Origin of the sequence: Streptomyces laculatispora, assembly GCF_017353455.1 — a bacterium.
Lineage (GTDB): Bacteria > Actinomycetota > Actinomycetes > Streptomycetales > Streptomycetaceae > Streptomyces > Streptomyces laculatispora.
Map to the genome: position 1 here is coordinate 1 of NZ_JAFMPZ010000267.1, position 14,112 is coordinate 14,112.

9 protein-coding genes and 3 pseudogenes are annotated in these 14,112 nt (G+C 68.7%); 5 read left to right on the forward strand and 7 right to left on the reverse strand.

Annotated features, from left to right (window positions below; translation table 11 throughout):
- Window positions 1-443 precede the first annotated feature (443 nt).
- The 3 genes from J1C73_RS14815 to J1C73_RS14825 all read right to left on the reverse strand — a co-directional run bounded on the left by J1C73_RS14815 (window position 444) and on the right by J1C73_RS14825 (window position 4,197).
- Window positions 444-1,340 (reverse strand): geranyl diphosphate 2-C-methyltransferase, encoded by an 897-nt coding sequence (locus J1C73_RS14815; RefSeq protein WP_207316788.1) that lies wholly within the window; start codon window positions 1,338-1,340, stop codon window positions 444-446.
- 16 nt (window positions 1,341-1,356) lie between these two features.
- Window positions 1,357-2,679, reverse strand: coding sequence for a family 2 encapsulin nanocompartment cargo protein terpene cyclase (locus tag J1C73_RS14820; protein ID WP_207316789.1), 1,323 nt, complete (start codon window positions 2,677-2,679; stop codon window positions 1,357-1,359).
- A 105-nt stretch (window positions 2,680-2,784) separates the two neighbouring features.
- Window positions 2,785-4,197, reverse strand: a complete 1,413-nt coding sequence (locus tag J1C73_RS14825; protein ID WP_207316790.1) for a family 2B encapsulin nanocompartment shell protein — start codon at window positions 4,195-4,197, stop codon at window positions 2,785-2,787.
- Between the two features lie 472 nt (window positions 4,198-4,669).
- Between J1C73_RS14825 and J1C73_RS14830 the strand changes: the two genes are divergently transcribed.
- On the forward strand, window positions 4,670-5,263 hold the full coding sequence (locus tag J1C73_RS14830; RefSeq protein WP_207316791.1) for an isochorismatase family protein: 594 nt from the start codon (window positions 4,670-4,672) through the stop codon (window positions 5,261-5,263).
- Between the two features lie 397 nt (window positions 5,264-5,660).
- On the opposite strand, the gene J1C73_RS14835 is transcribed toward J1C73_RS14830, so the two are convergent.
- Together J1C73_RS14835 and J1C73_RS14840 are read right to left on the reverse strand one after the other, a co-directional pair.
- Window positions 5,661-6,668 (reverse strand): JmjC domain-containing protein, encoded by a 1,008-nt coding sequence (locus J1C73_RS14835; protein ID WP_207316792.1) that lies wholly within the window; start codon window positions 6,666-6,668, stop codon window positions 5,661-5,663.
- 159 nt (window positions 6,669-6,827) lie between these two features.
- Window positions 6,828-7,952, reverse strand: a complete 1,125-nt coding sequence (locus J1C73_RS14840) for a cytochrome P450 (RefSeq protein ID WP_207316793.1) — start codon at window positions 7,950-7,952, stop codon at window positions 6,828-6,830.
- Window positions 7,953-8,823: 871 nt separating this feature from the next.
- On the opposite strand from J1C73_RS14840, the gene J1C73_RS14845 reads away from it, so the two are divergent.
- Both J1C73_RS14845 and J1C73_RS14850 read left to right on the forward strand, forming a co-directional pair.
- Window positions 8,824-11,016 (forward strand): CLIPPER-2 domain-containing protein, encoded by a 2,193-nt coding sequence (locus tag J1C73_RS14845; protein WP_207316794.1) that lies wholly within the window; start codon window positions 8,824-8,826, stop codon window positions 11,014-11,016.
- A gap of 727 nt (window positions 11,017-11,743) precedes the next feature.
- On the forward strand, window positions 11,744-11,959 hold the full coding sequence (locus tag J1C73_RS14850) for a DUF6243 family protein (protein ID WP_185095481.1): 216 nt from the start codon (window positions 11,744-11,746) through the stop codon (window positions 11,957-11,959).
- A 229-nt stretch (window positions 11,960-12,188) separates the two neighbouring features.
- Here J1C73_RS14850 and J1C73_RS36210 read toward each other — a convergent pair.
- Both J1C73_RS36210 and J1C73_RS34895 read right to left on the reverse strand, forming a co-directional pair.
- Window positions 12,189-12,371: pseudogene (locus J1C73_RS36210) on the reverse strand (hypothetical protein); the annotation flags it as partial.
- A 76-nt stretch (window positions 12,372-12,447) separates the two neighbouring features.
- Window positions 12,448-12,608, reverse strand: a pseudogene (locus tag J1C73_RS34895) (NAD(P)-binding domain-containing protein); the annotation flags it as partial.
- A gap of 95 nt (window positions 12,609-12,703) precedes the next feature.
- Between J1C73_RS34895 and J1C73_RS14855 the strand changes: the two are divergent.
- On the forward strand, window positions 12,704-13,645 hold the full coding sequence (locus J1C73_RS14855) for a LysR family transcriptional regulator (RefSeq protein ID WP_207316795.1): 942 nt from the start codon (window positions 12,704-12,706) through the stop codon (window positions 13,643-13,645).
- A 133-nt stretch (window positions 13,646-13,778) separates the two neighbouring features.
- Window positions 13,779-14,047: pseudogene (locus tag J1C73_RS34900) on the forward strand (site-specific integrase); the annotation flags it as partial.
- Window positions 14,048-14,112: the final 65 nt, after the last annotated feature.

Sequence of the window (14,112 nt, forward strand, 5' to 3'; positions counted from 1 at the left end):
CAGACGCGCGCCCGGGCGCGCCCCGGTCCGGCCCCGGTCCTCATCCTCGCCGGGTGTCACCTCAAGGCGCCCGCGGACGCCGCCCGCGTCCGTCGCTTCGCGGTCGCCGGCACCGGCCGGACGACGCCCTCCGCGTCCCGAGCGGTCCCGGCGCCGAGTCACTGGTCTCCGTAAGCCCACGCCCGTATCGTCACGCCCCGGCCTTCGAGGACGGCCGGAAGGGCAGCGCCGCAGACCTCGTCCACGGTCGGGTCCGTGAAACCGTCCAGGACAAGGGTGCGCGGGACTCATGTGCCGGGGTACAGCTGCTTCCACCGTCCACCGCTGTCAGTGTTCAGGGTGTCGTGCCGGCTCCACGAGGGGGAGTTGCACCCCTGCCTTCGGCGCCGGACGGCCGGGGGAAGGGCCCGTACTGTCGGCGGGCCCTTCTCGTCAGCGGGAGGTCAGACGCGGTCGGCTGCGATGAGGAGGTACTGGAACGACCCGTCCCGGTAGGAGTTCATGAACGCCTCCTCGATTCCCGTCACCAGCGAGGACGTGGCCCGCAGCTCCCAGTAGGGCAGGGTGTCGGGGGTGAGGTCGATGATGGCCTGGGGCACGAGGCGGTTGTCGGCCATGGCGCGGAGGTACTCCCGGCGCGAGTGAATGTTGCACTCGAAGTGCGCGTTGATCTGCGAGACCCACTTCGAGGGCTGGCCGTACCGCGGGTTCCAGCAGCCGGTGACGGTCACGTAGCGACCGCCGACCTCGAGGACGCGGGAGTGTTCCGCGAACAGGTCGTGGAGGTCGACGTACATGCTCGACTCGTTGTTCCACGAGGCCGCTGCCGACCCGGTCTCGAACGGTGTGGAGAGCATGTTGCAGACGCGCGCTCGGACATGGTCCTGCATACCGAGCTCGCGGGCCCGGCCGTTGGCGAAGTCGGCCTGTTTGGCCGACAGCGTGACACCCTCGACGTTGCACCCGAAGCGCTGGTGCGCCATCACCATCGAGCCGCCGCGGCCGCAGCCGGCGTCCAGCAGGGTGTCCTCCCGCTTGATGTCGCCGAGGTGACTCAGGAGGAACTCGGCCTGCGCCGACTCCAGTCGGTGGAGCTCGGAGATCAGCTTTTTCTCGCTCGCGCCGTCCCCGGTGTCGCCGAGTGCGCAGGAGTCGACCTCACCGATGCCGTAGTGGTGGTGGTAGAGGCCGTCGACATCGCCGAGGCGCAGGTTCACGGGCCTCGCCTCGCCGTCCCAGTAGCGGGCGATGTCGCCCTGGTAGGGCGTCGCCGGGCTGGGGATGCGCAGCGAGGTGGAGACGGATGCGGGGGTGGTGGCGGTGAGTTCGGCGTTGGTCACGGATGAGTCCATTCTCTTACCAGAAGTCGGGCAGGCTGTAGCGATAGGTGTTCGACTGGTGCCAGTGGTGATTGCCGTCGACCCAGGCGGCCACCCCATGAAGGAAGCGCTGCACACCTGGGACGGGGAGGTCGGCGGCCAGGGATGCGGCCGCGGTCTCGAAGTCGTGCATGAGCTCGTTGTGGATCTCGACCGATTTCAGATAGCCGTCGCGGTCGGAGAGCCCCTCACGTTCGGAGATCACGACGGGCAGGTTCAGGTGCCGGCCCGGCGCGTCCAGTTCCTTGGTGTACGAGTACAGGTCGTTCACGATGGTCGTCGCGTTTCCCGCCAGAGCGATGACCTTCTGCATGGCCGGTCGGGCGTGCAGGTCCGCCGGAAGTTCGTAGCCGCCAACGGTGTCGGTGATGGTGGGGCAGGGGCGGAAGTTGTTGAACTGGCGCATCGCCAGGTACTCCCACACCTCCGGGACGTGGTCCATCTGGGCCCAGGCCGCTTCGGCGAGGTAACCCATGTGCAGCCTGGCCATGTCGTGCCGGAGCCGGTCCGCCTGGGAGGGGCCGGCGGCTCGGACGAAGTACGCCATGGCGGAGTGGTAGGCGCGCCGAGGCGCGTCCGCGTGGAGAGACTTCGCCCATTGCGGCTGGTACTCCGCGGTGGTGTGCAGGGAGTCGAGCGCGGTGTGCGCCAGCAGGAGCCGTTCGCCGAGGCCGATGGGCGACCCGCCGTGGTCCTCGCAGTAGCAGTCGTCCACCGCGTTCTCGGCCACCATCAGGCGTGTGGCGAGCATCAGGTGGTCGACGCTGGGTGCGTCCGGATGGCAACCGACCATGTAGCGGCCCACGGAGAAGCCGTCGAACTGCTCCTCCCAGTCCTCGGGATACAGGGCGACCTCGTCCAGGGCCCAGGACTTGATCCTTCGGCTGACCTCCTCGACCCGCACCGGGTCGGGCTCGGGGATCGGGTGGTGGTAGAGGCCCGGGATCACCTTGCCTTCCACGGTGCCTTCCGCACTGCCTTGCGCCGCGGCCGCGGCCGCCGACGGCGTCGGGAGCTCGCCCCGCAGGATCATGCGCAGGCTCGTGGTGCCCAAGCCGGTGGGCCCTCGCAGGATCTGTCCCCGCTCGGCACCCGCTGCCGGCATCGCGGCTGACGGCACGGCGGGGGCAGGCGGTGCCGCTTGGGCAATCGCAGGCGGGGAAGGCGCGCAGGGCGGGCTGCTGGTAGCGGCTTTGACGTCGCGGGCGCGGGCCGCGGCTTCAGCGAGTACGTGAGCCCCGAAGCGGGAAGCGGCCTCCGGCAGGCTCGACTGCGGAGGTGGCAGCTCAGGCGCGGGCATCCATGGCTCCTTGGTGGGGTGGGCGGTTACCCGGAGGCCTCCGGGCGCCGTGCGATCGATCCGCTGAGTCCGGGGCGTCGCACCACGCCGTACGGGCCGGGACAACTACTTGGGCCGGCGGGCGATCTGCACGTTCTCCAGCACGCCGACCGCGTCCGGCACGAGGATGGCGGCGGAATAGTAGGCAGTGACGAGGTAGGACGTGATCGCCTTCTCGTCGAGGCCCATGAAGCGGACCGAGAGACCCGGCTCGTACTCGTCCGGCAGGCCGGTCTGGTGCAGACCGATGACGCCCTGGTTCTCCACGCCGGTACGCATGACGAGGATCGAGCTGGTCCGCTCCTGCGTGACGGGGATCTTGTTGCAGGGGAGGATCGGAACCCCACGCCAGGCCGGGACCTGCTGGCCGCCGAGGTCTACGTGATCCGGGTAGAGTCCGCGCGAGTTGAACTCTCGCCCGATCGCCGCGATCGTCCGGGGGTGCGCGAGGAAGAACTTGGAACCGCGGCGGCGACAGAGCAGTTCGTCCAGGTCGTCCGGGGTCGGCGGGCCGGAGTGCGTCTGGATGCGCTGCTTGAAGTCGGCGTTGTGGAGCAGGCCGAACTCCCGGTTGTTGACCAGCTCGTGCTCTTGGCGCTCGCGCAGCGCCTCGATGGTGAGCCTGAGCTGCTCCTCCGTCTGGTTCATCGGCCCGTTGTAGAGGTCGGCGACCCTCGTGTGGATCCGCAGGATGGTCTGGGCAACGGAGAGTTCGTACTCGCGCGGTTTCAGTTCGTAGTCGGCGAAGGCGCCGGGCAGTGCGTGCTCGCCGACGTGGCCGGCCGACATCGCGATCTCCGCCTCACCGCGATGGTTCTGGCGCTGATGGGAGCGCGAGGCGAACTCTTCGAGGTGGTCCCGGAGGTTCGGAGCGTTGGAGAGCACGGCCGCGAAGTCGGCGCGTGACAGGGTGAGCAGTGTGCCCGAGGTCTCGGCGATGGCGGTGTGCTCCCACCGGGCGTCCTCGTCCAGCAGGGCGTGCTCTCCGAACCGGTCGCCGTCCGCGAGTACGTCCAGAGCGACCTCGTCGCCGTAATTGCCCACGGAGGTCTGGCCGATGCGGCCGTGGGCGATCAGGTGGAGCTGATCCGCGGGCGCCCCTCGCTCGACCAGTGTCTCGCCGGTCCGGAAGTCTCGCTGGACGCACCGGTCGGCGATGGCGGTCAGTACCTCAACATCGTCGAAGTCACGCAGAAGGGCCAGTTCACCCAGTTCTTGGGGGATCACCCGGACGTCGGCGCCGTCCTGGATGAAATCCACCCGCCCGTCGCCGACGGTGTAGGCCAGGCGACGGTTCACCCGGTAGGCCCCGCCCTTGGTCTCCACCCAGGGGAGCATCCGCAGCAACCAGCGAGAGGTGATCTCCTGCATCTGCGGAGCGGACTTGGTCGTGGTGGCGAGGTTGCGGGCAGCCGCCGTCCCCAGGCTGGATTGCCGGGGGAGTTCCAACCGTGTTTCCGCGCTCGGGTCAACAGTCATCGGGAAAGCTCTCCTTGGTCAGGGCGGTGGCGGGCATATCCGAACACACCGAACAACAGGACGAATACGGGGGATGCAAAGGGGGATCCGTCCAGATCCAGAGGAACACTAATGGCCGCTTTGCCGTCCGAACCAAGGGAATCCGCTGACATTAACTCGATACGATGATCGCGGCCGCGTGATGTTTGCCCTGGTCCCGACGGGATACAGCCACGATTGGCAACGCTTTCCGGCAAGCGGCCGGTCTGGCCTTCGTCGTCCAGGTCTCCCGCGCCCACGGGGATGGTCCAGAAGTCACTCTGCGGTTTCCCAGGACCTGGTTGTGGCCTGAGAACCGCGGGCCGCGACAGGCCAGGCATCACGTCCTGCCGTGACCAACGGCATGGAAGGGCGTTGAACTGATCATGATGGCTCCAGCGCCCCGGAGCACGCGTTCTTCCTGTTCGCTCCATATCGCTGAAAGGTGTTCGTGATGAGCCGAGGCTTGATCATTGTGGATGTGCAGAACGACTTCTGTGAAGGAGGCAGCGTCCCCGTCGCGGGCGGCGCACAGATCGCCACCGCGATCGCGGAGCTGGTGGAGCAGACCGCTGGCCACGACTACGAGTACACCGTCGCCACCCGGGACCACCACATCGACCCGGGAAGCCACTTCTCCGAGAACCCCGACTACAAGGACAGCTTCCCCGTCCACTGCGTGGTAGGACACCAGGGCGGCGAATTCCACCCCCACTTCGCGCCCGCAGTCGCCAGCGGAAAGGTCGACGCCGTCTTCTTCAAGGGCGCCCACAGCGCCTCAAAGAGCGGCTTCGAAGGCACCGACGAACACGGCACACCCCTGACGGACTGGCTGCGCGCCCGCGGCGTGGAAGACGTCGACGTCGTGGGCATCGCCACCGACCACTGCGTGCGCGCGACAGCGCTGGACGCCGTGAAGGCCGGGTTCCGCGCACGGGTACGTCTCGACTACTCGGTCGGGGTCGCCCCGGAAACCACAGCTTCGACCCTGGACGACTTCCGCCGGGCGGGCATCGCCACCTCCGGCGAGACCCCCGTTCCGGGATAGCCGCAGGCCCTGTGAGCCGAGCAGCTTCCTGTCGCCGTCCAGCTGATCAACGATTCTGCATGTCCGGGTCGGTTGGCCGGATCAAATGATCAACCAACCGACGTGGACCGTAAGCCAGTTCACGTAGCTCCGTCGACAGTGGTCCCCGGCGACAGCTCCATCCCGGCCAGCTCCGGAGCCAGGACCAGGTCCGTATGCGCGCCTGGTCGGCCTAGCTAACACGCCGACAACTTGTAGAACACGCTCCAGCCACACCCACCTCCAGCAGCCGCAGGCCCCGCTCGCCCAGTCCCGTTCGATGTCTGATCCGCTTCCATCTCGAAATGGTCAGCGGAGGGTGGGTGCACGTGAAGGACAACGGACGAGCCGACAACGGCCCGAACGTCGTGGCTTCGCGTCAGTCCGTGGTGCGTGCCGCGTCGCGCAGTCTGCGCCATGTGCGTACGACGGACGACAGCCCGGCGCGCTTGGAGCCGAGCGCGCCGGCCTCCCAGTCCCGGGCCGTCCCGGCGAATGTCTCCGTCCGTGTCGCCTCGACCGGTTGCCGTGCCTGTGCTGCCCGCGCGGCGAGTCGCAGGTCCCCTGGTTCGACCGTGGCGAGCTTCGTCCGGACATGGCTGAGCAGTGTGGCGCAGGCGTCTGCGATCGCGGCTTCCCCCAGCGGGCGCGCAGGGACGTCCAGCCCTTCGGTCAAGCACCGTTCCAGGGCTGTCCGCAGGTCCTGCAGGGAGAGGTCGCGGACCGTCAGCGACAGGTGGGCGGAGAGTCCGGCTTCGCCTACCGCGCGGTGGGCGAAGCCCCGCGGGATATAGAGCACGTTGCCGGGATCGAGGACGCTGTGCAGGAGTTGGGGCGAGTGCTCGTCGTCCGGCAGTTCGCCCAACGACCAGTCCGCCGCCGTCGGTGCGCCGTGGACGTACCAGGTCTTGCGTCCGGCCACCTGGAGGGCGAACACGTCGGCGTCGTCACGGTGTATTGCGAGGCCCTGACCGTCGGCGGGTGTGACGAAGAAGAACGCCTCCACGCGCCGGTCGAGTTCCCCGGACAGCCGCGTCACCAGGTCGCCCGTGGGGCGGTGCCACTGGTCGACATGTCGCAGGAGCAGCGTCGCCCCGGCGCGCAGGAGTGCGACGACCTTCGCGCGGTCGGCAAAGCCGTGGTGCGTTGTGCCGTTGACCACGCGGGACGTGGTGTACGCATCGGCCGGGACGGTGACCTTGTTGGAGCGGACCATCTCCAGGTAGGGGGTGCGCAGCAGCCCTGAGTCGAAGGCGGCGTCCAACTCGTCGAGGTCGAACGGCGAGGCGAGTGTCTCCGGCGTGAAGACCGCGGGCTTGCGCTGCCACTGGTGGCTGGTGAAACTCTTGACGTCGCCGACCCAGTCGGCCAGCGTGGGCGATTCCATGGCGTTTCCCGTGGTGTCAGGGTGTTCGGTACTCGCAGGCCGGCGGCGGCGTCCGTCCGGAACGAGGGCGGGTGCGGGCTCCCCGGCGGGAGCGGTCCTGCGCGGTGGTCGCGTTGCCCTTGCCGGCATCGGTGGGCGGCGCCAGGGCGTGGTGCCGGGTCATGCCCCGGTTTCCGCGTCGAACCGCACGGAGAGCAGGGAGCGCAGGGGGACGTGGGTCTCCTGCTGCAGGCCGCGAATGACGAGCCGGTTGTCGAAAGCGACGGTCAGCAGGCGTTCGGCCAGGGGTACAACCAGGTGCTTGGCCCAGCAGCGGGCACCGTCGAACCCGAACGGCATGAACGCGGGCGTCTTCTCGGGATCCGCCACCCCGGCCCACCGCTCGGGCCGGAACTCCATCGGATCGGACCAGTAATTCGGATGACGATGCATCAGGAGGGGGAAGAGCGCGACGTTGTCCTCGGGGCGGATCTCGGGGTGCAGTCCGGTGTACGCCTCCCCGCCCGTTCGGTACAGCATCCACGCGGGCGGGAGCAGCCGCAGCGTCTCCCACAGAACCGCAGTGAGGTCGCCGCGGGCTTCCTCTTGTTCCCGCGCCGGTCCCAGGAGCCACAGTGCGTTGCCGGCCAGTGCGGCCACGCCGTCGCAGAGGGTGGCCGTCGCTCGCCGGTACATGGCGATGGCCTGCCTGCGCTCTTGGGTGTCGGAAGCGCTGCGGATCTGCTCGGCCAGCGCGGTGTGCTCGTGCCCGCCTCCGTGCTCCGGCCAGACGGTGATGGCACGGTCGACGATCCGAGAGAGCGTGTGGGAGCGCGTGACGCGACGTTTCGACAACAGGGAGACCGGCAGGGGGTCGGACGCGAAGAGCCACTGGCGCAGGTAGGAGGTGGCCGCGTAGGGCCAGGCGCCGTCCAGCCCGCGCGCCGGGGGTGGCGGAGTGCGGATGCCCTCCATGACGTCCTGCCCCAGAGCACGGATCGTCCGCGTCGCGCTGTCATGGGGAATCTCGGCTCCCGCTGCGGGCTTGTAGACCGAGCGCTCCGTTGACAGAACAGGGCGCGCCGCGACGACTTCGGCCATCAGGTCGCAGTCGGAGACGCCGACCGTGGTCGCGTCGATCCGGAACACTTTCTCTTCCCTGGCCAGCAGGTCCTGAATCCGCGGGGCGTACACGATGGAATGGCCGCGAACTTCCGCCGGTGCCGCTTCTTCCACGAGAATCGCGCCTCCATTGAAAATGGCAATTAAATGGGTTCCCCGCAGCGGGCAGAGAATTCCAGACATTGAACGGGCGGGACCGTGCGTTGTGCCGCGGCCCGGCCTGCGGCAGAACCCGATACGGTCTCGGCCGCCACGGACCGCGACAACCAGAGACACACCCAAGCGTTGGCGGGGGGAAACGACATGGTCGCTTCCCCCCGCCAACGAAAGGTGAATTAGATGACGTGCAGAACCCACGCGTGGTTGGCGAGGTCCTCGTCCTTCTTGAACTTCCTCACAAGTGCCTTGATCTTCTTCATGACTACTCCATTTCCTGGATTACGGACGCGACCGAAATCGCGCCCGTGCCATAATCGAAAGAGGCTGCCTTCCCCCACCGGGGGATTAGCACCATTTCAGCTGACGCTTACGTCCTCCTAACGTTTCGCTAACGTTTCGGCGTGAGCCCTCGCCGCTTTGACGCGGCGTCACCTCGCTGGGACTGGTGTGACGGATCAGGTCGCATGGGGTGACCTGGCTCTTCTCGGTATGACGGAGTGGGGACGTGGAGCGGGTAGCTGACGGGCACGCCGCGGCCGACGGGTGGCTGCATGTGGTAGTCGTGGCCCGGACCGGCGTCCTCTCCGGCCACCGGGCCGGCTGTGGTTCGATCGGCGCCCGCAAGTCGCCGTCCACGATCACGGCCGGTTGTGCCACCGCCCCGGCGGCCGAGTTCTCGCACCGGCCGCGGCCGACCAGTGCGTTTCGGTGGGTTCGTCTGACGACTACGCCGGTCAGGTACGCGGCCATGACCATTGGAAGCGCGTCACGTTATGCCGACGGCGGACTACTTGGCGTGACTGCTACTTATGTGGGCATGTACCCCAGATCGCATCCCCCCGCGCCCAGACGGCGCGCGCCGCGTGCACGCACTGCCCGACTCGCAGCAGGGGCCATGGCCCTTGTCGTCAGCACGGGGGCTTTCCTGGCGCTGGACGTCGGCGCGCAGGCCCAGCCCCGTGCCGCGGGCTCGCCGCTGGTCAATGAGACGTTCACACAGGCCACGGCTCCGGACTTCACGGGTGTGGGGTCGGCCTGCCTCACCGGCGCGCCGGCCGCTGCCCTGCCCGGCCCGGGGGATCACCCGCTGGGTGGCTGCCCGGAAGGCGTGGGCCCGGTGCCGCCTCCCAACGGTGCACCGCACGGATACCTCCGGCTGACGGACGCGTCCAACGACCAGTCCGGGGCCGTCCTCTACAACAACGCGCTGCCCGCCAACCAGGGCATCGACGTGACGTTCGACCAGTGGCAGTACGGCAGTACGACCCCGGCCCACCCCGCCGACGGCATCTCGTTCTTCCTCGTGGACGGCGACGGTGCGCTGACCCACCCGGGCGCCTTCGGCGGGAGCCTCGGCTATGCGCAGAAGCTTCCCGACGACGACCCCACCGCCACGTTCCTGCCCGGCGTGGACCGTGGCTACCTGGGCGTGGGCCTCGATGTCCTCGGGAACTACTTCGGCGACTGGGAGCACCGTGGCAACGGCTGCGCCACCCGCTCGCCGGCGGGGACAGGGTTCCGCGTCCCCGGTCCCGGCGCCAACATGGTCACGGTGCGCGGCCCCGGCGACGGGACCGAGGGCTACTGCTTCCTGACCGCGACCACCAGCAACTTCACCACTACCGGGCCGTGGCCCTCCACGCTTCCCGGACAGTTGCAGGGGCCGCTGACCGCGCTGCCCCCCGGGGCCACCCCGGCCCAGGCCGAGGCCGCCCTCGAACCCTCGCGTCGTCGGGTCCATGTGGAGCTCACTCCGTCACCGAGCCCGGTGCTCACCGTGTCGGTCGACTTCAACGACGGCACCGGCTCACACGAGGTGCTCAGCACGCCCGCTCCGCAGCCCGTGCCCCCCACCTACAAGTTCGGTTTCGCCGGCTCCACGGGCGGGTTCACCGATGTCCACCTCATTCGCAACGTGGTTGTCTCCAGCAACCAGCCCCTTCCGCAGCTGAACCTCGTCAAGCAAGTCAGGCAGCCGTTGCCCGGTGATCTGGTGGCCGGATCGCAGGTGCCCTACGACTTCGTGGTCACCAACTCCGGGACGACCAACATCACCGGTCTCGCCGTCACCGACCCCAAGGTCGGCCCGGTCTCGTGCCCCACGACCACGCTCGCGAGCGGTCGGACGGTCACCTGCACCGCCACCTACACCGTGACGGCCGCCGACGTGACCCACGGTTCCATCGACAACACGGCCACCGCGACGGGCACCTCGAACGGCCAGACCGTCACCTCACCGCCGTCCTCCCAGAGCGTGCCGATCGAACGGCCGGCCGGCATCACCGTCGAGAAGAAGGCGCAGACACCCGGCCCCTACTCGGTCGGCCAGACAGTCACCTTCACCTACGACGTCAGGAACACCGGTGGCGCGGAGCTGACCGACGTCCACGTGATCGATGATCACGTCGACGGCATCACCTGTGACTCGACCACCCTGGCCCCGGCAGAGAGCCCGGGCGACAGCACCACGTGCAGCGGCACGTACACGATCACCGCTGCCGACGGTACGGCCGGCTCCGTCACCAACACCGCCACGGCGGCCGGCACCGCGGACGGGCAGACGATCACCTCTCCCCAGACGCAGCTGACGCTCCCGGTCGGTGCGCCGCACATCAAGCTGAAGAAGCGGGTCATCACGCAAGGCCCGTACAAGGTCGGGACGAAGGTGCAGTACTCCTACACCGTCACCAACACCGGCAGCACCACCCTGGACGACGTGCTGGTCAGCGACGACCGGGTCGCCGTCATCACCTGTGACGCGACCACGCTGGCGCCCGGTGCCAGTACGACCTGCCACGGCACGTACACGATCAGCCAGGCTGACGCCAACGCGTGCCAGAAGACCAGGGCAGGCGGCAGCGGCAAGGGCTGCGCCGTCACCAACATCGCGGTCGCGGCGGGAACCGACCCGCAGGGCAACCAGATCGTCAGCGAGCCGGCAACGGTCACCATCACCCTCAGCAACGCGCGGCCTCCGCACCACAAGCCCCCGCACCACAAGCCCCCGCACCACAAGCCTCCGCACCACAAACCCCCACACCAGAAGTCCTATGGCCAGGACGGAACGGACAGCCTGAAGCAACTCTGACGGCCAGCAGGAACCCTGACGGTCAGGGAACTCTGCCTCATGGCTACTCATCTCGTGCCCCGCACCCGAACATCTGGTGCGGGGCACTTGCTTTGCATCCGCCTGCTCCCATGGAGCTCGCACCACGACCATGGACGGGGTTTTCTGGGTCTGTCAAAAGAACGGCTCTGTCTCTCATGCGGTGGTGACAGAGCGTCACGTCTGATGTACCTGGTCCGAGCTCCGAGGAGAGCAGCCGCAGACGCACCATCGAGCGGGACAGACACGGTGTCGACGGTCGCGTCACCCGCGCTGGTCTGGGAGTGTTACCACCAGCCACGACAACTACTTACCGTCACCACCGCATGAGAGACAGAGCCGAACGTTTTACAGTCCCTCCGACGGGCAGAGGCCCGGTCTTCCCGTATGGGGAGGCCGGGCCTCTGGCTTTCTCCTCAGGGGGCGTATGGGCCGTGAAAGTCTGAGGAGGACCCGGGATGCTGCCGGTGCTGGGATTCCTGGAAGGAAACGGCCGACCCCGGGTGCTCGCCGATGGCCCGGCCGACGCCGGGGCGGCGAGGAGCTTGGTGCGCGGGGCCAACGGAACCGGGTAACGTCTTGGGCATGTTCTTCCAGACGCCGATTTACGAGTGAGCACGTGATGGGCCCCTGCTGACGTCCTTCGACGTCGCCGCCCGTCCCTCACCGATCAATCCGTAGATCACTCCACTTCATTCCGGGAGAACCCGTGACCGTGAGCAAGAACATCAACAATCCCGTGGGCATGGGCGGCGGCCAGCGCAAGAGGCTGTCCCGCGCCGAGCGGCAGAACAACGGTCCGCACCGCAACCTCGACCGCCAGGGCGCCGCCGACCAGAAGGCGGAGCTGGTGCGCAAGATGCGCGAGAAGACAGGTGCGGCCGAGGACGCCGGGCAGACGGGCGACGACACCGCACAGAGCTGACGCACCGCCGCCGCAGGGCGGCACCGCACGGGGGCAGGGCTCGGACCGCGGTCCGAGCCCTGCCCCCGTATCCGGGGCCTTGCTGCCGTACCGGGCGCGGCCGGTCACGCTCAGCTCTCGGCCGACCACCCGCGTCATCAGGCATCTGCCGGACTGTGCGGCGGCGCGCGTCGCGCAGTGCTCTGCCCCCGGCCACAGCAGTCGGGGGCAGAAGTGTTTCCGGAGCCGGTCAGCCGGCCGTTGTCACTTGCGCGAGGGCCTTGTCGAGGTGCCGGTCGACGAGGGCCGGGGAGCCGGAGACGGTCAGCAGCACGCTGCCGTCGCGGATGGCGGTCTGCTGCACCACGGTGCCCTGCCCACCACTGGAGAACGCCAGGAGCCGGCTCCACCGTTCATCCCCGAGCCGCTCGGATGCGGCGCTTCTTCACCACAGGCGACGGCCTCGTACTGGTCTACCCATGGACGAGCGGCGAGGTTCTCTACCACCCGACAGCGTCGTTCGGGTCGCTGGTCGTCCTGACGGCTCCCGGCGTGCGCCCTGAACGGGTCCAGCCGACAACATCCCGGCCCTGGGCGGCGCAAGTCGTGCCGCGATCGCACCGCCCATGCGCCCCAGACCGAGGACGGCGATCGTGTGTGATGTGGTCATGCACGCCACAGTGGTAGGCCACGGCACCTGCGACAGGCGCAGATATCGCAGGGCACCCCTGCGGCATACGCATACCACCAGGTCATACTGGCGCCATGGATCTGACGGTGTGGCGAAGTTTCGTGACGGTGTGCCGTCTCGGGTCTCTGTCGGCGGCGGCTGCCGAGTTGAACCACACGCAGTCCGCCGTCTCCCGGCAGATCGCCGGCCTGGAGCGGCAACTCGGCGTGCCCCTGCTGGAGCGCCATGCGCGTGGTGTGCGCCCGACGCCGGCCGGCGAGGTGTTCCGGCGCCACGCCCTGGTCACGCTCAACGAGGCCGACCGCGCCGTTCGCGCCGTACGGGACGTTCGCGACGGGGCGTTCGGCCGACCACTGGCCGTCGGTGCGACACCTTCACTGGCCGCAGGGATCGTCCCCGAGGCGATCAGGGACCTGTTGAAGCACACCGGATCCATCCGGTGGAGCCTGCTGCCAGGCCTGAGCGAGCAGCTGCACCAGCGCGTGATCACGGGCGATCTCGACATCGCTGTCGTCACCGACGCACCACCCGGGGTTCCCCATGACCCGCGGATCCACCGGCGGTTCCTCGGGCTGGATGACATGGTCGTCGCGCTACCCGTCGACCATCCGCACGCCGGGCGCGGCCCCGTGCACATCCAGACGCTGGCCGACCAGACCTGGGTCGAGGACAACGACGGCTCGGCGGCGCTTCTGCGCCGGCACGCCGCCCGCGCCGGAGTCGGCGCCCGCATCGACCTCGCCGCGGCCGATCTGCCCGGCAAGCTGGCCCTGGTCGCAACCGGTCACGCCATCGCACTGATCCCCGGGGTGCTGACGTGCGCACTGCGCAGCGACGTCACCACCGTAGGCCTCGTCGATCCCCCGACCCGCGGTATCTACGCGATCGGACCGCTCCGCGATCCCCATCCCTGCGCGACGCCCCTCCTCGACCGGCTCGCCACAGCCGTCGCAGCGGCCCGTCCGCTCGGGTATCGGGACTCTCCGTTGCACGATGAGGCCGCAGGTGTCGAGTGACGCCACGTCCCGGCACCACGGCCGGCCGTATTGACCTCACCGACAAGCGGCCGTAACCACATACAGAGTTGCCGCGCACGCCGGATCGGCGTCTACGGCCCCACCGCTGCCGGACAAACTCGGACCGCCTGTAGCGCCCCTGCTGCTTTCCCTGATGGGCCTTTGCCCGGCGGAGGTCTGCGGGCTGCGGGCTGCGGTGGCCGGACATTGACCTGGACGTGGCCACGCTCAACATCGCCAACACGCGGACCCTGACAGGCAACCGCACCGTCGTGGAGAAGGACACCAAGAGCATGGGGGGCGGGGGAACGCGTGCTGCCGCTCCCGGAGCTCGTGCGCGAGATGATGAAGGCATTCCGCGCCAGGCAGGCGAGGGAGCGCCTGGCGGCGGGCGAGGGCTACGAGCGTGGCGAGGCTTCTTCTTCCTCATGCTCTCCATGATGGACATCCTCCCGGGGCAGAACCCC

What these genes read in the sequence shown, in the direction of transcription:
- J1C73_RS14820 (WP_207316789.1), bottom strand. Translation starts at nt 2,679, where the DNA reads ATGCCCGCGCCTGAGCTGCCACCTCCGCAGTCGAGCCTGCCGGAGGCC.
- J1C73_RS14825 (WP_207316790.1), bottom strand. Translation starts at nt 4,197, where the DNA reads ATGACTGTTGACCCGAGCGCGGAAACACGGTTGGAACTCCCCCGGCAA.
- J1C73_RS14830 (WP_207316791.1), top strand. Translation starts at nt 4,670, where the DNA reads ATGAGCCGAGGCTTGATCATTGTGGATGTGCAGAACGACTTCTGTGAA.
- J1C73_RS14835 (WP_207316792.1), bottom strand. Translation starts at nt 6,668, where the DNA reads ATGGAATCGCCCACGCTGGCCGACTGGGTCGGCGACGTCAAGAGTTTC.
- J1C73_RS14840 (WP_207316793.1), bottom strand. Translation starts at nt 7,952, where the DNA reads ATGTCTGGAATTCTCTGCCCGCTGCGGGGAACCCATTTAATTGCCATT.
- J1C73_RS14845 (WP_207316794.1), top strand. Translation starts at nt 8,824, where the DNA reads ATGGCCCTTGTCGTCAGCACGGGGGCTTTCCTGGCGCTGGACGTCGGC.
- J1C73_RS14855 (WP_207316795.1), top strand. Translation starts at nt 12,704, where the DNA reads ATGGATCTGACGGTGTGGCGAAGTTTCGTGACGGTGTGCCGTCTCGGG.